This is a genomic window from Nocardioides daphniae, assembly GCF_004777465.1.
Taxonomy (GTDB): Bacteria; Actinomycetota; Actinomycetes; order Propionibacteriales; family Nocardioidaceae; genus Nocardioides; species Nocardioides daphniae.
Genome location: NZ_CP038462.1, coordinates 813,885 through 832,945 on the forward strand (window position 1 = coordinate 813,885; position 19,061 = coordinate 832,945).

Here is a 19,061-nt window from a genome sequence, read left to right on the forward strand (position 1 = left end):
CCGCAGCACGAAGAAGAGCCCCGCCCGGAGTGATCCGGACGGGGCGCTTCCTGTTGCTGCTGCGTCAGTAGACGCGAGCGGTCATCACGAACTCGTTGGCGGCGTAGTTCTTGTCGCCCTTGACGATGAAGCGGTAGTACCAGGTGCCCTTGCGGCGGGGCAGCTTGATCTTGAACTGGCCCTTCTTGTTCGTCTTGATGGTGCGGAAGTTCTTGTAGCCGCGCTTCTCGCGCTTGGAGACCTTGATGAGGATCTTCTTCTTGGCGAACTGCGGCGTGACCTTGCCCTTGACGACGAAGGTGCGGGAGTTGCCCGAGGCGCGGACCTTGCGCGCCACCTTGACGGTCAGCGACTTCGAGGTGCTGGCAGCGTAGCTGTCGTAGGAGCTGGCCCCACCCTTGTAGAGGACCCGGTAGGTCGTGTTCTTGGCCGGCACGACGTCGGAGAAGCTGATGTAGCCGCTCGCCTCGACGGTGCGGATCGTCTTGAAGCCGGCGCCGGCCACGTTGGCCTGGAGCTCGACGTTGCCGTAGTAGACGGACGAGCCCTCCGAGGTCTTCACCGAGGCCTCGAGGTAGGGCTTGTAGCTGCCCTTGTACTCGATCAGGGTGCGCGAGGCGCCGATCTCGGTGACGGTGGTGTAGCTGGCGGCGTGGGCCGGGGCGCTGGCGAGGGCCACGGGGGCCAGGCCGAGGAGCGCGGCGGAGAGGACGCCGGCGACGAGGCGGGTGAGACGCATGAAGGGCCTTTCTGACGTGTGGTGCCCGAGACAGGAAGCGGGCCGGGTGCTTTCTACCCCGACTCGCGTCCGCCAACCGGGACCGACACACTGGTCCAGACCGCGTACTGCGAGTACGCCGCCGCAGGCGTCGGCCTCGCTCCCTCGCGGCCCGCTGGGAACCGCCCGTAGAGTGGACCGGCGCCCTCGCGCGTGGCCGGACGTCGCCGCTCGCGCGTGGGACCAGATCCGTGTGCGAGAGGACAGCGTGACCACCCCCCTTCGGCCCCTGACCGACCTGCCGAGCCCACTCGTACGCTTCTCCGAGCGGCTGCTGGGCGACTCCGTGCTCGGCCGGGCCACCGAGGCGGCCGCCACCACGCGCGCCCTCGACCTCACCGGTCCCGGCACCGTGCGCCCCTTCGTCGTCCACGGGCTCGCGCTCGCCGGGCGTACGGTCCTCGCGGTCACCGCCACCTCCCGTGAGGCCGAGGACCTGGTCAGCGAGCTCGGTGACCTGATCGACCCCAGCGAGGTCGCCCTCTACCCGAGCTGGGAGACGCTGCCGCACGAGCGCCTCAGCCCCCGCAGCGACACCGTCGGACGCCGCCTGGCCGTGCTGCGCCGCCTGCGCCACCCGGGCCGCGACGCCACCAATGGTCCGCTGCGCGTCGTGGTCGCCCCGATCCGCTCGGTGCTCCAGCCGCAGGTCAAGGGCCTGGCCGACATCGCGCCCGTCGAGCTGGCGGCCGGCGAGACCCGGGTCCTGGAGGAGGTCGTCGCGGGGCTCGCCGCCGCCGCGTACACGCGTGTCGACATGGTCGAGAAGCGCGGCGAGTTCGCCGTACGCGGTGGCCTCGTCGACGTCTTCCCGCCGACCGAGGAGCACCCGCTGCGCGTCGAGTTCTTCGGCGACGAGGTCGACGAGATCCGCACCTTCTCGGTGGCCGACCAGCGCACCCTCGACAAGGTCACCCGGCTCTGGGCACCGCCGTGCCGCGAGCTGCTGCTCACCGACGAGGTCCGGGCCCGCGCCGCGGCGCTGGGCGAGGCGCACCCGCAGCTGCTCGAGATCACCGACAAGATCGCCAACGGCATCCCCGCCGAGGGCATGGAGTCGCTCGCCCCGGTCCTGGTCGACGACATGGAGCTGCTCGTCGACCTGATGCCGGTGGAGACCACGGTCCTGCTGCTCGACCCCGAGCGTGCCCGCACCCGAGCCCACGACCTGGTCGCCACCAGCGAGGAGTTCCTCGGGCGTCGTGGGCGGCCGCGGCCAGCGGCGGCACCGCTCCCATCGACCTGGGCGCGGCGTCGTACCGCGAGATCGGTGAGGTGCGCGAGCACGCCCTCACCCGGGGCCTGGCCTGGTGGTCGGTCAGCCCGTTCGGCATCGACGACGGCGGCAGCGAGGAGCGGCAGGTCACCGACGTCGACGCCCTGGCCGGCGCCGTCGAGTCACGCAGCCTCGGCATGACCCCCGCCGAGCAGTACCGCGGCGACTTCGAGTGGGCGGTCCGCGACCTGCGCACGTGGCTCGACGAGGGCTACGCCGTCACCACCGTCCACGCCGGCCACGGCACCGCCCAGCGCATGATGGAGCTGCTCGGCGAGCACGACGTGCCGGCCTCGCTGGTCGAGGACGGCGAGCCCGCCGGGCCCGGCGTCGTCACGGTCACCTGCGGCCGGGTCGCGCACGGCCTCGTCGACCCCGGCACCCGCAGCGTCGTGGTCACCGGCGACGACCTCACCGGCCAGAAGTCGTCGACGCGCGACATGCGCAAGATGCCGACGCGGCGCAAGAAGCAGATCGACCCGCTCGAGCTCAAGGCCGGCGACTTCGTCGTCCACGAGAAGCACGGCGTCGGCAAGTTCATCGAGATGAAGCAGCGCGAGGTGCAGGGCGCCACGCGCGAGTACCTCGTCCTCGAGTACGGCGCCTCCAAGCGCGGAGCCCCGCCGGACCGGCTCTACGTGCCGGCCGACACCCTCGACCAGGTCACCCGCTACGTCGGCGGCGAGCAGCCCAGCCTGGACCGCCTCGGCGGCGCCGACTGGACCAACCGCAAGAACAAGGCGCGCAAGGCCGTCAAGGAGATCGCCGCCGAGCTGATCAAGCTGTACGCGGCGCGCCAGGCGACCAAGGGCTACGCCTACGGTCCCGACACCCCGTGGCAGCGCGAGCTGGAGGACGCGTTCCCCTTCGCCGAGACGCCCGACCAGCTCAGCACGGTCGAGGAGGTCAAGGCCGACATGCGCCAGACGGTCCCGATGGACCGCCTGATCTGCGGCGACGTCGGCTACGGCAAGACCGAGATCGCGGTGCGCGCCGCCTTCAAGGCCGTGCAGGAGGGCAAGCAGGTCGCCGTCCTCGTGCCGACCACGCTGCTGGTCACCCAGCACCTGTCGACCTTCACCGAGCGGATGAGCGGCTTCCCGGTGGTGCTCAAGGGGCTCAGCCGCTTCCAGAGCGACAAGGAGGCGAAGGAGGTCATGGCCGGCATGGCCGACGGCACCGTCGACGTCGTCGTCGGCACCCACCGCCTCTTCAACCCCGACGTGCGCTTCAAGGACCTCGGCCTGATCATCGTCGACGAGGAGCAGCGCTTCGGCGTGGAGCACAAGGAGGCGATGAAGCGCCTGCGCACCAGCGTCGACGTGCTCTCCATGAGTGCCACCCCGATCCCACGCACCCTGGAGATGGCGATCACCGGCATCCGGGAGATGTCGACGATCACCACCCCGCCCGAGGAGCGGCACCCGGTGCTGACGTACGTCGGTGCCTACGAGGACCGCCAGGTCATCGCCGCGGTGCGCCGCGAGCTGCTCCGCGACGGGCAGGTCTTCTACATCCACAACCGGGTGCAGTCGATCGAGAAGGCGGCCGGCAAGATCCGCGAGCTGGTCCCCGAGGCCCGGGTCGCGGTCGCCCACGGCCAGATGAACGAGAAGCAGCTCGAGCAGGTGATGCTCGACTTCTGGGAGAAGAAGTTCGACGTCCTCGTCTGCACCACGCTGGTCGAGTCGGGCCTCGACGTCTCCAACGCCAACACGATGATCATCGAGCGGGCCGACACCCTCGGCCTCAGCCAGCTGCACCAGCTGCGTGGCCGCGTCGGCCGCTCGCGGGAGCGGGCGTACGCCTACTTCCTCTACCCGAGCGAGAAGCCGCTGACCGAGACCGCCCACGAGCGGCTCGCGACCCTGGCGCAGCACTCCGACCTCGGCGGCGGCATGGCGATCGCGATGAAGGACCTGGAGATCCGCGGCGCGGGCAACCTGCTCGGAGGGCAGCAGTCGGGCCACATCGCCGACGTCGGGTTCGACCTGTACGTCCGCCTCGTCGGCGAGGCGGTGGCCGACTTCCGCGGCGAGGAGACCGACGAGCTCGACGAGGTGCGCATCGACCTGCCGGTCGACGCCCACCTGCCGCACGAGTACGTCTCCTCGGAGCGGCTGCGCCTGGAGATGTACAAGCGGCTCTCGGAGGTGCGCAACGACGACGACGTGGACGAGATCCGCGCCGAGCTCGTCGACCGCTACGGCACCCCGCCCGACGTGGTCGAGTCGCTGCTCGTCGTCGCCCGCCTGCGGGCCCGGGCCCGCCGCGCCGGCCTCACCGACATCGTGGTGATGGGCAAGAACGTGCGCTTCTTCCCGGTCAGGTCGCTGCCCGACTCCCGCGTCGTCCGGCTCAACCGGATGTATCCCAAGGCGAAGGTGCACAGCCAGACCGACGCCCTTCTCGTCCCGCGTCCGCTCGGGTCGGCCAAGGGAACTGGCGTGGTGCTGCTTGAATGGGCGCGAGGTGTCATCGATCACATCGTCGACCCGCCCGCCACACCGCCTGCCACACCGCCTGCCACACCGCCTGCCACGTAGGAGAGTCAGCCGTGACCCAGCCCCGCCTCCGTCGTCACCTCGTCACCGGCCTCGCGGCGGTGTCGATGCTCGGCCTCACCGGGTGCGGTGGCGCCGTGACCACCACGACCACCGGTCCGGGCACGGCGGCGCAGATCGGCGACGTCACCATCACGCAGGCCACCCTCGACGACACCACCGACGCGATCTGCGCCGACCTCACCCCGCAGCTCCAGCAGGACGGGCCGGTCGCGCTGATGCAGGTCAAGCAGTACGCGCTCAACCTGCTCACCGCGCGGGCCCAGGCCGAGCAGCTCGCCGAGGAGTACGACGTGGAGCCCGGCCCCGAGGTCGCCCAGGACCTCGCGCAGTGGAAGGCGCAGTCGGAGCGGGTGCCCGAGCGGCTGCGCGACGAGTTCGCCGCCGCGATGAACACCGAGGCCCTGGTCAACTCCGTGCTCGACGGTGCGGGCACCGCGGCGCTGGCGCGCGACGGCGTACGCAACCCGACGCAGGAGCAGGTCCAGCAGCGTGGCTCCGACCTCTTTGCCACCTGGTCGGACACCGTCGACGTGACCATCGACCCGCGCTACGGCGCCGTGGTCGAGGAGGGGCTCCTGCAGCCCGCCCGCACGTCGCTCTCGGTGCCGGTGAGCGCCCAGGCGGTGAAGGCGTGGGCGCAGGTCAACGACCGCGAGAACGCCTCGCCCGACTTCGTGGAGACCCTGCCGGAGTCGCAGCGCTGCGGCTGACCGGTGAGACTTCTCCCGTGAGCGTCGACCCCACCCACCCCGAGCCGCTCGTCGCCTTCGCCGACCTGATGCGGCAGCTGCGCAGCGCGTGCGCCTGGAAGGCGGAGCAGACCCACACCAGCCTGACCCGCTACCTGGTGGAGGAGGCGTACGAGACCCTCGAGGCGATCGAGCTCGGGGAGGCCACGGGAGACTGGTCGCACCTGCGAGAGGAGCTCGGCGACCTGCTGCTGCAGGTCTACTTCCACGGGGTCGTGGCCGAGGGCAACGGCGAGTTCACGCTCGACGACGTCGCGCGCGACATCCACGCCAAGATGGTGCGCCGCAACCCGCACGTCTTCGCCGGCGTCGATGCCGAGGGGCTGACGCCGGAGGCGATCAACGACCTGTGGCAGGCCGCCAAGGCGCGCGAGAAGGCCGAGAAGGCTGTGCAGAGCCAGGAGCCGGCGCGGGGCTCCGCGCTCGACCGCCTGCCGTCCGGGCTGCCCGCCCTGCTCGCCGCCGACAAGGTGCTCGACCGGACCGCCCGCGCCGGGCAGCCGCTGGATCTCACCGGCGCCGCCGAGTCGCCCGACGTCGGCGACCGGCTGCTGGCCCTGGTCGCGGAGGCCGCGGCCGAGGGCGTCGACCCCGAGCAGGCACTGCGCGACGCGCTGCGCCGCCGGCTTCCGCCCGCCTGAGCGCCGCCCCAACGGCCGTGGCTGCCCATCCAGCGACGGCCCGCAGGACGCGCCCGACGCCCCGGTTAGGCTGGCACCGCTCGTCCCACGTCACCCTTACAGGAGCAGTCACGATGGCAGCCATCGAAGCAGTCGGCGCACGCGAGATCCTCGACTCGCGCGGCAACCCCACGGTCGAGGTCGAGGTCCTCCTGGAGGACGGCTCTTTCGGCCGCGCGGCCGTCCCGTCGGGCGCCTCCACCGGTGCCTTCGAGGCGGTGGAGCTCCGCGACGAGACCCCCCGCTACCTGGGCAAGGGCGTCGCCAAGGCCGTCCAGGCCGTGATCGAGAAGATCGGCCCCGCCATCGAGGGCCTCGACGCCGACGACCAGCGCCTCATCGACGAGACGATGCTGCAGCTCGACGGCACCCCCAACAAGGCGAGCTTCGGCGCCAACGCGATCCTGGGCGTCTCCCTGGCCGTGGCCCACGCCGCCGCCGAGTCGGCCGGCCTGCCGCTCTTCCGCTACGTCGGTGGCCCGAACGCCCACGTGCTGCCCGTCCCGATGATGAACATCCTCAACGGTGGTGCGCACGCCGACACCAACGTCGACATCCAGGAGTTCATGATCGCCCCGATCGGTGCCGCCACCTTCGGTGAGGCGCTGCAGCAGGGCGCCGAGGTCTACCACCACCTCAAGGCCGTCCTGAAGAAGAAGGGCCTGGCCACCGCCGTCGGCGACGAGGGTGGCTTCGCCCCCAACCTCGAGTCGAACCGTGCCGCCCTCGACCTGATCGCCGAGGCCGTCGAGGCCGCCGGCCTGACCGTCGGCAAGGACATCGTCTTCGCGCTCGACGTGGCCGCCTCCGAGTTCCACGACAACGGCTCCTACACCTTCGAGGGCCAGCAGAAGTCGGCCGCCGAGATGTCGGCCTACTACGCCGAGCTCGTCGACGCCTACCCGATCGTCTCCATCGAGGACCCGCTGGACGAGGATGACTGGGAGGGTTGGAAGACGCTCACCGACACCCTCGGCGACAAGACCCAGCTCGTCGGCGACGACCTCTTCGTCACCAACGTCGAGCGCCTCCAGCGCGGCATCGCCGGCGGCCAGGCCAACGCCATGCTGGTCAAGGTCAACCAGATCGGCTCGCTCACCGAGACCCTCGACGCCGTCGACCTCGCGCACCGCGCCGGCTTCCGCAACATGATGTCGCACCGCTCCGGCGAGACCGAGGACGTCACCATCGCCGACCTTGCCGTCGCCACCAACTGCGGCCAGATCAAGACCGGCGCCCCGGCCCGCTCCGAGCGCGTCGCCAAGTACAACCAGCTCCTGCGCATCGAGGACCACCTCGGCGACGCCGCGCGCTACGCCGGCGCGGCCGCGTTCCCGCGATTCAAGGGCTGATCAGGGGACAATCGTCTCCTGATGACGCAACGACGTACGTCCCCCACACCAGGGGGTAGCCGGCGACCCGGCCAGCGGGGGGCATCCCCGCGGGCCCGGGTCGCCGCGCCGTCTCGCCACGACTCCGCCGGCGAGTCCACCGGCTCCGGCCCGGGCCGTTCGACGCACCGCGTGACGCCGCGCTCGACGCCGGGGCAGCGTACGGTCGCCAGCCGGCCGCCGCAGCCGCCGCGCACCCGCTTCACCAGCCGTGCCGGGATCCTGCTGCTGGTCGTGCTCGTGCTCGGCGTCTCGTACGCCTCCTCGCTGCGCGCCTACCTCGACCAGCGCGCCACGATCGAGGAGACGAAGGCCCAGATCGCGAAGTCGGAGAAGGCGATCGCCGAGCTGGAGCGCGAGAAGCGTCGGTGGTCCGACGAGGCCTACGTGAAGGCGCAGGCCCGGCAGCACCTCGGCTACCTGATGCCCGGCGAGACCGGCTACCAGGTCCTCGACGAGAACGGTGAGCCGCTCGACAGCGTGGCCGAGCTCGCCGACCCCGACGAGGTCATCAAGGAGAAGCCGGTGGCCTGGTGGGAGACTGTGTGGACCTCCGTCGAGCTGGCGGGCAACCCGCCGCCGGCGAGGAGCACGGCGCCGAGGATCATCGACGGCGTGAAGAAGAGCGAGCAGGAGAAGCAGTGATCGAGCAGGCTGACGTCGAGGCGATCGAGCAGCAGCTGGGGCGCACGCCCCGCGGGATCGCCGAGGTGGGTCACCGCTGCCCCTGCGGCCACCCCGACGTGGTGACCACCGAGCCGAGGCTGCCCAACGGCACGCCGTTCCCCACGACGTACTACCTGACCTGTCCGAAGGCGGCGTCGAGGATCGGCACCCTCGAGGGCAGCGGCCTGATGAAGGAGATGCAGGCGCGCCTCGGCACCGACCCGGAGCTGGCCGCGGCCTACCGCGCCGCCCACGAGCGCTACCTCGCCGCGCGCGCTGAGATCGGTGCGGCCGCCGGCCACGACGTGCCCGAGATCGAGGGCATCTCGGCGGGCGGCATGCCCGACCGCGTGAAGTGCCTGCACGTGCTGGCCGGCCAGTCGCTGGCCCAGGGCCGCGGCGTCAACCCGCTCGGTGACGAGGTCCTCGACCTCCTCGGCGAGTGGTGGGCCGACGGGTCCTGCATCGGCGCCTGCGACGCCGAGCCCGCCGCTGCTGCTGCGGAGTGAACGCGTGGCGACGATCGCCGCGATTGACTGCGGCACCAACACGATCAAGCTGTTGATCGGCGACCTGCCGCAGGTGGCCGTGCGCCAGACCCGGATGGTCCGCCTCGGCCAGGGCGTCGACGCCACCGGCGAGCTGCACCCCGAGGCGCTCGAGCGTGCCTTTGCGGCCCTCGACGAGTACGCCGTGCTCATCACCGAGCACGGGGTCACCCCTGACCGGATCCGCTTCTGCGCGACCTCGGCGACCCGCGACGCCTCCAACGCCGACGTCTTCGCCGCCGGCGTCGAGGCCCGGCTCGGCGTGAGGCCCGAGGTGATCCCGGGCGCGGAGGAGGCCGAGCTGGCCTACTCCGGGGCGATCCGCGGCCTGGCCGGCGAGGTCGCCCACCCGGTGCTGGTGATCGACATCGGCGGCGGGTCGACCGAGCTGGTCCTCGGCGACGCCGACGGGCCGGTGGCTGCGCACTCCGCCGACATCGGCTCGGTGCGGCTGGCCGAGCGCCACCTGCACTCCGACCCCTCGTCACCCGACGAGGTCGCGGCCTGCGTCACCGACGTCGAGCGCGCCCTGGACGCCGCCCGGGCGGCCGGGGTCGACATCGCCTCGGCAGCCACCGTCGTGGGGATCGCGGGCACCTGCACGACGATCGCCGCCGGCGTGCTGATGCTGCCGGAGTACGACGCCGATGCGGTCGACCACGCCGTGCTCCCGGTCGCCTCGGCGCGGGAGTTCTGCGCGGACCTGATCGCCGCGACCACGGCCCAGCGTCGGGCGCTGCCCTTCATGCACCCCGGCCGCGCCGACGTGATCGACGCCGGGGCGCTGATCATGGACCGGGTCCTCGAGCGGGTCAGCGTGGAGACCTGGACGGTCTCGGAGGCGGACATCCTCGAGGGGATCGCCTGGTCGGTGGCCAGACGAGTGAACTGACGCCCCACCGGGCAGGCTGGGCGGGTGACCGTCTGGCTGCCGCACCCGCTCACGGGTGAGCTCTTCGACTCGCCCGTGCCCCCGGGCACCGGGTGGCCGGAGGACCCGGCGCCCACCGGCACGTTGGTCGCGCGGTCGGCCGCCGGCGTACGACGTCTGGCCGCCGCGGCCGACCTGGCCGAGGTGGAGGCGCGGGTCAGCGTCTGCGCGGCCTGTCCGCGGCTGGTCGAGTGGCGCGAGACGAATGCCCGGGGGAAGCGGGCCGCCTTCGCCGACCAGCCCTACTGGGGGCGTCCGATCCCGGGCTGGGGTGACCCGGAGCCGCGGGTCCTGGTCGTCGGGCTGGCTCCTGCCGCGCACGGCGGCAACCGGACCGGCAGGGTCTTCACCGGTGACCCCAGCGGGGACTGGCTCTTCGCCAGCCTGCACCGGGTGGGGCTGGCGGTGCAGGCGACCTCGGAGCACGCCGGCGACGGACAGCGTCTCGTCGGCGCCCGGATGGTGGCCCGGGTGCGCTGCGCCCCGCCGGACAACAAGCCGACCCCGACCGAGCGGGACACCTGCGCCCCGTGGGTGCAGCGCGAGGTGGGGCTGGTGCTGCCGACCGTGCGAGCGGTCGTCGCGCTGGGGGCGTACGGCTGGGGCGGTGCCCTGGAGGCGCTGGCCGGGGCGGGCGTCGAGGTGCCGCGCCCCCGACCCCGCTTCGGCCACGGCGCCGAGGTCGTGATGCAGGGGCCGCACGGCCCGGTGACCCTGCTCGGCTGCTTCCACCCCTCGCCGCACAACACGTTCACCGGTCGGCTGACGGCTGAGATGACCGACGCCGTGCTGGCCCGGGCGCGCGACCTGGGGACTGACTCGGGGATCAAACAGTTGGACGGTTGACCCGCAGAGGGCGGACGATGGAGCGCATGCCCCTGAAGGGACTCCCTCCTCGCCGTCCTCGTCGCCGTCATCTGGGGCATCAACTTCGTCGCGATCGAGCTGGGCCTCGACGACGTGCCGCCGCTGCTCTTCCTGTCGCTGCGCTTCTTCGTGGTGGCTGCGCCCGCCCTCTGGCTGGTGGCCCGCCCGCAGGTGCCGTGGCAGCTGGTGCTGCAGGTCGGCCTCTTCATGAGCCTGGGTCAGTTCGGCCTGCTCTACACGGCGATGGCGGGGGATGCCGCCCGGCCTGGCCTCTTGGTGCCAGGCGCAGGTGGTGCTGACGGTGTCTTCGCGAGCGTCCGGCTGCACGAGATGCCGACCTCGCGCCAGGTCGTGGGGGTGGTCCTCGGCGTGATCGGCCTGGCCGTGGTGGCGTGGGGCCGCAGCGCGGCGACGCCGCTGCTCGGGCTGCTGCTGACCTTCGCCGCGGCCACGTCGTGGGCCTGCGGCAACGTGGTCGCACGCCGGGTCGGGCCGAGCTCCGGGCTGTCGATGGTGGTCTGGTCGGCGATCGTCGTGCCGGTCCCGCTGCTGCGGCTCAGCTTGGTCGTCGACGGGCCCAGCGAGGTGGCGCGGGCGCTCACCCACTCTCGCTGGCAGCGGTGCTCTCGACCGCGTACACGGCGGTGCTCGCCTCGTTCGTGGGCTACGGCATCTGGAACTCGCTGCTCGGGCGTCACCAGGCCTCCGCGGTCGTGCCGTTCATGCTGCTGGTGCCGGTCTTCGGGATGGGCTCGGCGTGGCTGGTCTTCGACGAGGTGCCCAACGCCGCCGAGGCCAGCGGGGGAGCGCTGCTGCTCGCGGGGGTGGCCACGGTCGCGCTGGCAGGGCGTCGTACGCGTGCCGCTGCGACCGCCGCGCCGGTCGCGGTGGACAATGGGCGGCATGACTGACGCCGGGACCCTCCACGCCATCACCGTCCTGGGCCACGACCGGCCCGGGATCATCGCCTGGACCACCGACCGCCTCGCCGCGCTCGGGCTCAACCTCGAGGACTCCTCGATGACCCTGCTGCGTGGCCACTTCGCCATGACGCTGGTCTGCGCGGGCGACGCCTCCGGCGAGGAGATCGCCGCCGCGCTGGCGCCCCTGGCCGCCGACGGCACCCTGACCGTCACGGTCGGCGAGGTCCCCGTCGAGGAGCCGCACGCCGCGGCCGGCAGCCAGTGGGTCCTCACGGTGCACGGCGGCGACCGCCCCGGCATCGTCTCGTCGGTCGCCGGCGTGGTCGCCGGGGTCGGCGGCAACATCACCGACCTCACCACCCGCCTGGCCGGTGAGCTCTACCTGGTGGTCGCCGAGGTCTCCCTGCCCGAGGGCGTGGACGGCGCGGCGCTGGAGGCCGACATCAAGGCGGCGGCCAGCGAGCTCGGCGTCGGCGCGACCCTGCGGGCCGTGGAGGCCGACGAGCTGTGAGCACCCCTGAAGGGTTCAACGAGCGCGTCGCTGCCTGGTCGGAGGACGAGCTCGGGGTCACCGGGCGCGTCCTCGACGTCGTGACCGCCCCGGCCACGGTGCTGTCCAGCGACGGCGCCGTCGTCGACCCCACCGCGCCCGAGATCGTCCAGCTCGCCGCTGACCTGGTCGCCACCATGCGCGTCTCGCCCGGCTGCGTCGGCCTGGCGGCCCCGCAGGTCGGGGAGGGCGTCAAGGTCTTCTGCGTCGACGTCTCGCAGCACCCCAAGACGCGCACGCACCACGGCACGTACGTCCTGTGCAACGCCGAGGTCGTCGAGTCGAGCCGCAACGAGAAGGCCCGTGAGGGCTGCATGAGCGTGCCCGACCTCACGGTGACGTGAAGCGCGCGAGCCGCATCCTCGTACGCGGTCAGCTGCCGGGCACGGGGGAGTGGGTCGAGATCCGCACCGACGCCTTCGAGGCCCGCTGCCTGCAGCACGAGATGGACCACTGCAACGGCTACCTCTTCCTCGACGGGTCGCCGGCGCGCACGCGATCTACCAGCGTCAGACGTATCTGTGATGCTGTGAGGCGCACGCCCCCGTGTCCCAATCGGCAGAGGAAGCCGTCTTAAAAACGGTTCAGTGTGGGTTCGAGTCCCACCGGGGGCACCCAGCCACCATCGGGCGGCGTCCCTTGCGGCATCCCGAAGGCGGTATGCGCCGAATGGGGTATTGCCGGGCCCGTGACGCGGTGATTGAGTCAGAGGTGCGTCCGGGTACGTGGGGTTCCGGGCGAGTCGCCGGGCGACCCCGGTGGGTCACTCAAGGGTCCAGTGCCCTCCCGGGGTCGCCGTGGACCACCACGCTCCCCGGGACGCCTCTCGTCAGGGGCGCAGCAGCACCTTGCCCCGACGGCCGGGCCGCGCGTTGGCCTCAGCCGCGCGGGCGATCTCGTCGAGGGGAAGGACTCCTCGGCCGTGAGCTTGAGCGTGCCGTCGGCGATCCGGGTCATGACCTCGGTGAAGGCGGCCTGGCGCGCCTCTCGGCTCATCGTGCCCATCACCTTGGTCAGCCAGAAGCCTCGCACCGTCTTGCCCTGGAAGAGCACGTCGGCGACGCCGAGCTCGACGGTGAGGGCGTCCATCGCGCCGAAGACGACGAGCTCCCCGCCCGGCGCCAGCAGGCTGAAGACCTGCTTCGAGCCCTTGCCGCCCACCGAGTCGACGCCCGCCCTGATCGGGGCGCCGCCGGTCACCTCGGCGACCTTGGCCCGCCAGTCGTCGGTGTCGGTGGCGACGACCCGGTCGATGCCGACCGCGGCCAGCTCCTCGACGGCGGCGGCACGGCGTACGAGGCCCAGGACGTTGATCCCGCGGGCGCGCGCCAGCGTCGCCACGTAGCGTCCGACCGCGCCGTTCGCCGCGTTCTGGACGATCCAGTCGCCCTCGGAGAGACCGAGCGACTCGAGCAGGGCGACGGCGCTGAAGGGCATCGCGAAGAGCTGGGCGGCCGCCTCGTCGGGCAGGTCGTCGGAGACCGGGATGAGCCCGGCGGCAGGTGCGAGGAAGTACTCGGCCCAGGTGCCGGTCGCGGAGGCGGCGACGCGCTGGCCCACCTCGACGCCCGTGACGCCCTCGCCGAGCGCGTCGACGACGCCGACCGCCTCGCTGCCGGCGCGTGCCGGGAGGTCGGGACGGATGCCGTAGAGGCCGGCCGCGGTGAGCAGGTCGTGGTTGTGCACCGCGGCCATCAGGGTGCGGACCCGGACCTCTCCGGGGCCCGGCTCGGGCACCGGCACCTCCTCCACGGAGAGAACCTGACCGGGGTCGCCGAACTTGTGCTGGACGAGTGCTCGCATGCAGGGAGTCTGGCAGCCGTCGCCAACTTAGGGCCACCGTCGACCGGGCGCCCCAACCCCCAATTTCAAGGGTGAAGGGTCGGCCGTCGGATCGCTACGGTGGCCCGACGGTGGATCGGGTCGGTCTCCGGGGGAGGCGCGCATGGGACGACGCACTGGATCAATGGCACTGACGACGGCACTCGCCGCAGCACTCGTGACGGGGCTGCTGGTCGGCGGCCCGACCGCAGCCGGGCAGGAGCCGGAGCCGCCCTCGGCCGCCCAGACGTGGCCGGGCGGTCGGACGGCCTCCGCCGTCGACGTCGCCGGCGAGCTGGGCACCGACGTCAGCGGGCTCTCCTTCCGCGCCGGCGGGAGTGCCGCCGCCGACGTCCTGTGGGGTGTCGACGACCGCGCCGGACTCGTCCACCGGCTGGTGCAGAGCTCCGGCAAGTGGCGGCCCGACCAGGCCGGAGGGTGGCGGGCGGGCAAGACCTTCACCTTCCCCGACGGGCGTGTGCCGGACGCCGAGGGCATCGTCGTCAGCGGCGACGACGCCTGGGTCTCGACCGAGCGTGACAGCACCGGCACCTCCCGGCTGAGCATCCTGCGGGTCCCGCTCGGCGGCAGCTCCGCCGCGCTGGGCCCGACCACCGAGTGGAGCCTGGCGAGGGAGTTCCCTGCGCTCGGGGCCAACTCGGGGCTGGAGGCGCTGGACCTCGTCCCCGACGCCTCCCTGGTCGCCCACGGCTTCGTCGACGAGGCGCGGGGGACGACGTACGACCCGGCGGCCTACCCGGGCAAGGTGGGTGGCGGCGTCTTCTTCGTGGCGGCCGAGGCGGCCAGCCTCAAGGGCCAGGTGCGGGGCTACGTCCTCCGGGCCGACGGCAGCGTGGTCCGGGTCGCCACCGTGGCCAACCCGCTCGGGCTCGTCCAGGCCCTGGAGTGGGACGCCGACGCGGGGCTGCTCTGGATCGTCTGCGACGACGCCTGCGACGGGCGCACCGCGACGGCCCGGCTGCGGAGTGGCCGCTTCGTGGTGAGTGCGACGTACGCCCGCGCCGCCGGCCTCCCCAACTACAACTTCGAGGGCTTCACGGTCGCGCCGCGCGCGCGATGCTCGGGAGGGGTGCGCCCGGTCTTCTGGAGCAACGACGCCAACGACCGTAGCCACGCGATCTGGGCGGGCACCCTGCCCTGCCCGGCGGCGCCCGCCCCCGACCCCGGCCCCGACCCAGGCAAGGTCGCCACCCGGCTCACCGCCACCGTTGCGCCGACCCAGGCCGGGCAGCGGGTGCGCGTCGTCGTGGGCGCCACCGCGGTCGGTGCCACACCCACCGGCCAGGTCCAGGTCTCCGTCGGCAGTCGGGTGAGGACCGGGACGCTGGCCGACGGGGCCGCGACCGTCTGGATGGGCGCCTTCACCAGCCCCGGCGTGCGGCCGGTCACGGTCTCCTACGCAGGCAACGACGGGACCTACGCCGCTGAGTCCACCGCCCGGCTCACGGTCGGCAGGGCCGCCACCCGGCTGCGCCCCGTGGTGCGCCGCGTCGCCGTCAACCGCGGCAAGCGGGCTCGACTGTCCGCCAGGATCACCGCCAACGGCCTGCCCACCCCGGGCCAGGTGCGGGTGCGCGTGAAGGGCCGCCTGGTGAAGGCCACCGTGCGTCGGACCGACGGCCGCCTCGTCGTGCGTACGCCCGCCCTGCGCGCCCGGGGCCGGGTCACCGTCACCGTCCGCTACCGGGGCTCCGCGGCCACCGCGCCGGCGAGCGCGACCTTCGTCGTCCGGGTGCGCTGACGCCGAGGGCCGGCGGGAACTCCCGTACGCGCCCGGACGTTGAGCACCACATCACCCGTAGAGTTGACGACAGCGAACGCGGTCAGCCAGACCACGTCCGAGGCCTCCGAGGAGAGACCAACCATGCGTAGCAACAACCCGGTGTTCAACCGGTCCGAGGCGTTCAACGGCTCGAGCGTCCAGACCCAGTCGCCGTACGGCCAGAGCCCGTACGGCCAGACCGCCCCCTACTCCGAGTACGGCGAGCCGTCCCAGTGGGGCACCGGCACGCCGACGCACCAGCAGCCCGCCCAGCGGATGACGATCGACAGCGTGGTCCAGAAGACCGGCATCACGCTGGGCATCACCGTGCTCGCGGCGATCGCCGTCTGGATCTGGGCCGGCGACCCCGCCACCTGGACCGCTGCCGAGGCCAACCGCGTGACCCTGGCTGCCATGGGTGGTGGCGGTCTCGCCTTCGTCCTCTCGCTGGTCAACTCCTTCAAGAAGGTCCCCAGCCCGCCGCTGGTGATGGCGTTCGCCGCCGCCGAGGGTGTCGCGCTGGGTGGATCATCAGCAAGTTCTTCGACACGATGTTCCCCGGCATCGTCAGCGGTGCCGTGCTCGGCACGATGGCCGCCTTCGCCGGTGTGCTCGCGGCCTACAAGATCTTCGACATCAAGCTGAGCGACAAGTTCAAGCGCGGCGTCACGGCCGTCATGTTCGGCATGGTGGCCCTGAGCCTCGTGGGCGTGGTGCTGAGCTTCTTCGGCGCCAACTTCCTGAGCTTCGACTCCGGCTTCGGCCTGGTCTTCTCGATCGTCGGTCTCGCCCTCGGTGTCTTCATGCTGATGATGGACTTCGACTTCGTCGAGCAGGGCATCGCCGCCGGCATCGACGAGCGCTACTCCTGGACCGCCGCCTTCGCCATGCTGGTCTCGCTGGTCTGGATCTACACCAACCTGCTCCGCATCCTGGCCTTCTTCCAAGAGGACTGAGCCTCTCCCGGGCCCCGGCTGCCCGGACACTCGACGCCCCGCTCCCGCCTCGGCGGGGGCGGGGCGTTCGTCGTCGCGCCGTGGGGTGGGAGGGGGAGCCCTCAGGCCACGTCGATCGGCGACGGGGTCTCCGCCTCCGGGGTGTGCGGGTGACGGCGGTGGCGCAGCTCGACCCAGCGGCCGCGGATGGCCCGGCGGTTGCTGGTGAGGTCGAGCGGGTCCAGCTCGGTGCCGGCGCGGTCCGCAGCCTCGACGGCGGCGGCCGCGGTCGGGCGTACGCCCTCACCGCGCTGCGCGCGGGCAGCAGCTCGTCGGGCTCGACCAGGCCGACGGCCGCCAGAGTCGTCGGGAGCAGCACGTCGGCGCAGGCGTGGTAGCCCTCGGGGGAGGGGAACTTGTCGGGCCCGAAGAGCTCGGCCGGGGCGGCCTCGAACTCGGGGCCGAGGATGTCGCCCAGAGACACCGTGCGGGCGCCCTCGTCGAGCGCGACGATCGCCTGGGCCGCGGCCAGCCGGCGCGACCAGTGACGCGCGACCTGGCGCAGCGGCGGCAGGATCGGGCGGATCGTGCCGAGGTCCGGGCAGGTGCCGACGACGACCTCGACGCCGGCCTGGCGCAGCCGGCGCACGGCCTCGGCCAGGTGTCGCACCGACGCGGCGGGGCGCACCATGTGGGTCACGTCGTTGGGGCCGATCAGGATCATCGCGACGTCGCAGGGGCCCTCGAGGACCTGGTCGACCTGGATCCGCAGGTCGGAGGACTGCGCCCCGACGACGGGGAAGGAGCGCAGGTGGACGCGGCGGTCGGCGGCGGTCGCCATGCCGGAGGCCCAGTAGGCACCGGGGGTGTGCTCGACCCGGTCGACGCCGTAGCCGATGGCCGCGGAGTCGCCGAGCAGCGCGATCTGGATCGGCGGGCCGGGACGGCCGCGACCGTAGAAGCCGGTGGCGTCGTAGACGGGCTTGGTGGCCCGCCCGATCATCTTGCGGGCCGCCAGGGCCTCCGCCACGAGGACGCCGTAGAGGGCTGCGCCGACCACGGAAAGGCCCCGGCCACCGTAGGCGGCGGCAGAGGCCAGACGACGTGCTGCGGAGGCTTTGCTCACGGGGGCCAGTCTACGGAGTTCACGCTTGCGCACTTGCCCCGGCTAGATTGGCGAACATGCAGTACGTGAACTCGCTCCTGGACCTCATCGGCAACACCCCGCTCCTGAAGCTGTCGACCTCGTTGGCCCCCGAGCTGCAGGTCGAGAAGTACGGCGAGCCGAAGGGGCCGCTCCTGCTGGCGAAGGTCGAGTACCTGAACCCGGGTGGCTCGGTGAAGGACCGCATCGCCACGCGGATGATCGAGGCCGCCGAGGCCTCCGGTGAGCTCCAGCCGGGCGGCACCATCGTGGAGCCGACGTCGGGCAACACCGGTGTCGGCCTGGCGATGGTGGCCCAGGAGAAGGGCTACAAGTGCGTCTTCGTCTGCCCCGACAAGGTCAGCGAGGACAAGCGCAACGTGCTGCGTGCCTACGGCGCCGAGGTCGTGGTCTGCCCGACCGCGGTCCCGCCGGAGCACCCCGACTCCTACTACAACGTCTCCGACCGCCTGGCCTCGCAGCCCGGCGCCTGGAAGCCGAACCAGTACGCGAACCCGAACAACCCGCGCTCCCACTACGAGACCACCGGTCCGGAGATCTGGGCGCAGACGGAGGGGAAGATCACCCACTTCGTCGCGGGCGTGGGCACCGGCGGCACGATCTCCGGCATCGGTCGCTACCTCAAGGAGCAGAACCCCGACATCCAGGTGATCGGCGCCGACCCCGCCGGCTCGGTCTACTCCGGTGGCGACGGCCGTCCCTACCTCGTCGAGGGCGTCGGTGAGGACTTCTGGCCCGAGACCTACGACAAGTCGGTCGCCGACCGCATCATCGAGGTCTCCGACGCCGACTCCTTCGCCTTCACCCGCCGCCTGGCCCGCGAGGAGGCGCTGCTGGTCGGTGGCTCCGCCGGCATGGCTGCCTTCGCCGCGAAGAAGCTCGCGGTCGAGCTGGCCGAGGAGGGCCGCGACGACGCCGTCATCGTCGTGCTGCTCCCCGACTCCGGCCGCGGCTACCTGACCAAGGTCTTCAACGACCAGTGGCTGGGCCAGTACGGCTTCGCGACCGAGTCGACCGCCGACGTCGAGCTGACCGTGGGCGACGTCCTGCGCGGCAAGCAGGGCACCCTGCCCGACCTGGTCCACACGCACCCGGGCGAGACCATCGCCGAGGCCATCCACATCCTGCAGGAGTACTCGGTCTCGCAGATGCCGGTCGTTCGCGCCGAGCCGCCCGTGGTGGCCGCCGAGGTCGCCGGGTCTGTCTCCGAGCGTGACCTCCTCGACGCCCTCTTCACCGGCAAGGCCAAGCTGACCGACGCCGTCGAGCAGCACATGTCGGCCCCGCTGCCGACCATCGGCTCGACCGAGTCGGTGAAGGACGCGGTGCACCTGCTCGAGACCGGCGACGCGGTCCTGGTCCACGAGGACGGTGCCCCGGTCGGCGTCGTCACCCGCCACGACCTGCTGGCCAACCTGGCCAAGGGCTGAG

16 protein-coding genes, 1 tRNA gene and 3 pseudogenes are annotated in these 19,061 nt (G+C 72.3%); 16 read left to right on the top strand and 4 right to left on the bottom strand.

Annotated elements, in window-relative coordinates; all coding sequences use genetic code 11:
• Positions 1-64: 64 nt before the first annotated feature.
• Positions 65-739 carry a hypothetical protein gene (locus tag E2C04_RS03920; RefSeq protein WP_135831623.1) on the bottom strand — a complete coding sequence of 225 codons (675 nt, stop codon included), beginning with the start codon at positions 737-739 and terminating at the stop codon, positions 65-67.
• 268 nt (positions 740-1,007) lie between these two features.
• Between E2C04_RS03920 and mfd the strand changes: the two are divergent.
• From mfd to E2C04_RS03960, 8 genes and pseudogenes are all read left to right on the top strand, one after another.
• Positions 1,008-4,600, top strand: a pseudogene (gene mfd / locus E2C04_RS03925) (transcription-repair coupling factor).
• Positions 4,601-4,611: 11 nt separating this feature from the next.
• A complete protein-coding gene (locus E2C04_RS03930; RefSeq protein WP_135831624.1) occupies positions 4,612-5,331 on the top strand; it encodes a hypothetical protein in 720 nt (239 codons plus the stop codon).
• Between the two features lie 17 nt (positions 5,332-5,348).
• Positions 5,349-6,011, top strand: coding sequence for a MazG nucleotide pyrophosphohydrolase domain-containing protein (locus E2C04_RS03935; RefSeq protein ID WP_229721441.1), 663 nt, complete (start codon positions 5,349-5,351; stop codon positions 6,009-6,011).
• A 113-nt stretch (positions 6,012-6,124) separates the two neighbouring features.
• The gene (gene eno, locus E2C04_RS03940) at positions 6,125-7,402 is read left to right on the top strand and encodes a phosphopyruvate hydratase (RefSeq protein WP_135831625.1); all 1,278 of its coding nucleotides are present in this window, start codon (positions 6,125-6,127) and stop codon (positions 7,400-7,402) included.
• A gap of 171 nt (positions 7,403-7,573) precedes the next feature.
• A complete protein-coding gene (locus E2C04_RS03945) occupies positions 7,574-8,086 on the top strand; it encodes an FtsB family cell division protein (RefSeq protein ID WP_229721442.1) in 513 nt (170 codons plus the stop codon).
• Entirely contained in the window at positions 8,083-8,616 is a 534-nt protein-coding gene (locus E2C04_RS03950) for a DUF501 domain-containing protein (protein WP_135831627.1), read from the top strand. The genes E2C04_RS03945 and E2C04_RS03950 overlap by 4 nt, the downstream gene beginning before the upstream one ends.
• A gap of 4 nt (positions 8,617-8,620) precedes the next feature.
• Positions 8,621-9,547: a Ppx/GppA phosphatase family protein gene (locus E2C04_RS03955; protein WP_135831628.1), complete on the top strand. Its 927-nt coding sequence runs from the start codon at positions 8,621-8,623 to the stop codon at positions 9,545-9,547.
• A 24-nt stretch (positions 9,548-9,571) separates the two neighbouring features.
• Positions 9,572-10,432 carry a uracil-DNA glycosylase gene (locus E2C04_RS03960; protein WP_135831629.1) on the top strand — a complete coding sequence of 287 codons (861 nt, stop codon included), beginning with the start codon at positions 9,572-9,574 and terminating at the stop codon, positions 10,430-10,432.
• 254 nt (positions 10,433-10,686) lie between these two features.
• Here the strand turns inward: E2C04_RS03960 and E2C04_RS19225 are convergent, their stop codons facing one another.
• Positions 10,687-11,055, bottom strand: coding sequence for a hypothetical protein (locus E2C04_RS19225; RefSeq protein WP_238694417.1), 369 nt, complete (start codon positions 11,053-11,055; stop codon positions 10,687-10,689).
• Positions 11,056-11,073: 18 nt separating this feature from the next.
• Between E2C04_RS19225 and E2C04_RS18480 the strand changes: the two genes are divergently transcribed.
• The 4 genes and pseudogenes from E2C04_RS18480 to E2C04_RS03980 all read left to right on the top strand — a co-directional run bounded on the left by E2C04_RS18480 (position 11,074) and on the right by E2C04_RS03980 (position 12,540).
• Entirely contained in the window at positions 11,074-11,364 is a 291-nt protein-coding gene (locus E2C04_RS18480) for an EamA family transporter (protein ID WP_202977891.1), read from the top strand.
• On the top strand, positions 11,357-11,887 hold the full coding sequence (locus E2C04_RS03970; protein ID WP_135831630.1) for a glycine cleavage system transcriptional repressor: 531 nt from the start codon (positions 11,357-11,359) through the stop codon (positions 11,885-11,887). Before E2C04_RS18480 ends, E2C04_RS03970 begins: the two co-directional genes overlap by 8 nt.
• 98 nt (positions 11,888-11,985) lie before the next feature.
• Positions 11,986-12,503, top strand: a pseudogene (locus E2C04_RS03975) (peptide deformylase).
• Positions 12,467-12,540, top strand: a tRNA-Leu gene (locus E2C04_RS03980). The pseudogene E2C04_RS03975 and the gene E2C04_RS03980 overlap by 37 nt, the downstream one beginning before the upstream one ends.
• A 91-nt stretch (positions 12,541-12,631) precedes the next feature.
• On the opposite strand, the gene E2C04_RS03985 is transcribed toward E2C04_RS03980, so the two are convergent.
• The gene (locus E2C04_RS03985; RefSeq protein WP_202977892.1) at positions 12,632-13,729 is read right to left on the bottom strand and encodes a zinc-binding dehydrogenase; all 1,098 of its coding nucleotides are present in this window, start codon (positions 13,727-13,729) and stop codon (positions 12,632-12,634) included.
• A gap of 163 nt (positions 13,730-13,892) precedes the next feature.
• Between E2C04_RS03985 and E2C04_RS03990 the strand changes: the two genes are divergently transcribed.
• The 3 genes from E2C04_RS03990 to E2C04_RS20695 all read left to right on the top strand — a co-directional run bounded on the left by E2C04_RS03990 (position 13,893) and on the right by E2C04_RS20695 (position 16,486).
• Positions 13,893-15,509 carry an esterase-like activity of phytase family protein gene (locus tag E2C04_RS03990; protein WP_135831631.1) on the top strand — a complete coding sequence of 539 codons (1,617 nt, stop codon included), beginning with the start codon at positions 13,893-13,895 and terminating at the stop codon, positions 15,507-15,509.
• A gap of 123 nt (positions 15,510-15,632) precedes the next feature.
• Positions 15,633-16,175, top strand: a complete 543-nt coding sequence (locus tag E2C04_RS03995; RefSeq protein ID WP_275106558.1) for a Bax inhibitor-1/YccA family membrane protein — start codon at positions 15,633-15,635, stop codon at positions 16,173-16,175.
• Entirely contained in the window at positions 16,082-16,486 is a 405-nt protein-coding gene (locus E2C04_RS20695; RefSeq protein WP_275106559.1) for a Bax inhibitor-1/YccA family membrane protein, read from the top strand. The genes E2C04_RS03995 and E2C04_RS20695 overlap by 94 nt, the downstream gene beginning before the upstream one ends.
• A gap of 418 nt (positions 16,487-16,904) precedes the next feature.
• Here the strand turns inward: E2C04_RS20695 and E2C04_RS20700 are convergent.
• A pseudogene (locus E2C04_RS20700) lies at positions 16,905-17,468 on the bottom strand (SGNH/GDSL hydrolase family protein); the annotation flags it as partial.
• 179 nt (positions 17,469-17,647) lie between these two features.
• Between E2C04_RS20700 and E2C04_RS04005 the strand changes: the two are divergent.
• Positions 17,648-19,060, top strand: coding sequence for a cystathionine beta-synthase (locus E2C04_RS04005; RefSeq protein ID WP_135831633.1), 1,413 nt, complete (start codon positions 17,648-17,650; stop codon positions 19,058-19,060).
• Position 19,061 lies beyond the last annotated feature (1 nt).

What these genes read in the sequence shown, in the direction of transcription:
- E2C04_RS03920 (WP_135831623.1), bottom strand. Translation starts at nt 739, where the DNA reads ATGCGTCTCACCCGCCTCGTCGCCGGCGTCCTCTCCGCCGCGCTCCTC.
- eno (WP_135831625.1), top strand. Translation starts at nt 6,125, where the DNA reads ATGGCAGCCATCGAAGCAGTCGGCGCACGCGAGATCCTCGACTCGCGC.
- E2C04_RS03970 (WP_135831630.1), top strand. Translation starts at nt 11,357, where the DNA reads ATGACTGACGCCGGGACCCTCCACGCCATCACCGTCCTGGGCCACGAC.
- E2C04_RS03985 (WP_202977892.1), bottom strand. Translation starts at nt 13,729, where the DNA reads ATGCGAGCACTCGTCCAGCACAAGTTCGGCGACCCCGGTCAGGTTCTC.
- E2C04_RS03990 (WP_135831631.1), top strand. Translation starts at nt 13,893, where the DNA reads ATGGCACTGACGACGGCACTCGCCGCAGCACTCGTGACGGGGCTGCTG.
- E2C04_RS03995 (WP_275106558.1), top strand. Translation starts at nt 15,633, where the DNA reads ATGCGTAGCAACAACCCGGTGTTCAACCGGTCCGAGGCGTTCAACGGC.
- E2C04_RS20695 (WP_275106559.1), top strand. Translation starts at nt 16,082, where the DNA reads ATGTTCCCCGGCATCGTCAGCGGTGCCGTGCTCGGCACGATGGCCGCC.
- E2C04_RS04005 (WP_135831633.1), top strand. Translation starts at nt 17,648, where the DNA reads ATGCAGTACGTGAACTCGCTCCTGGACCTCATCGGCAACACCCCGCTC.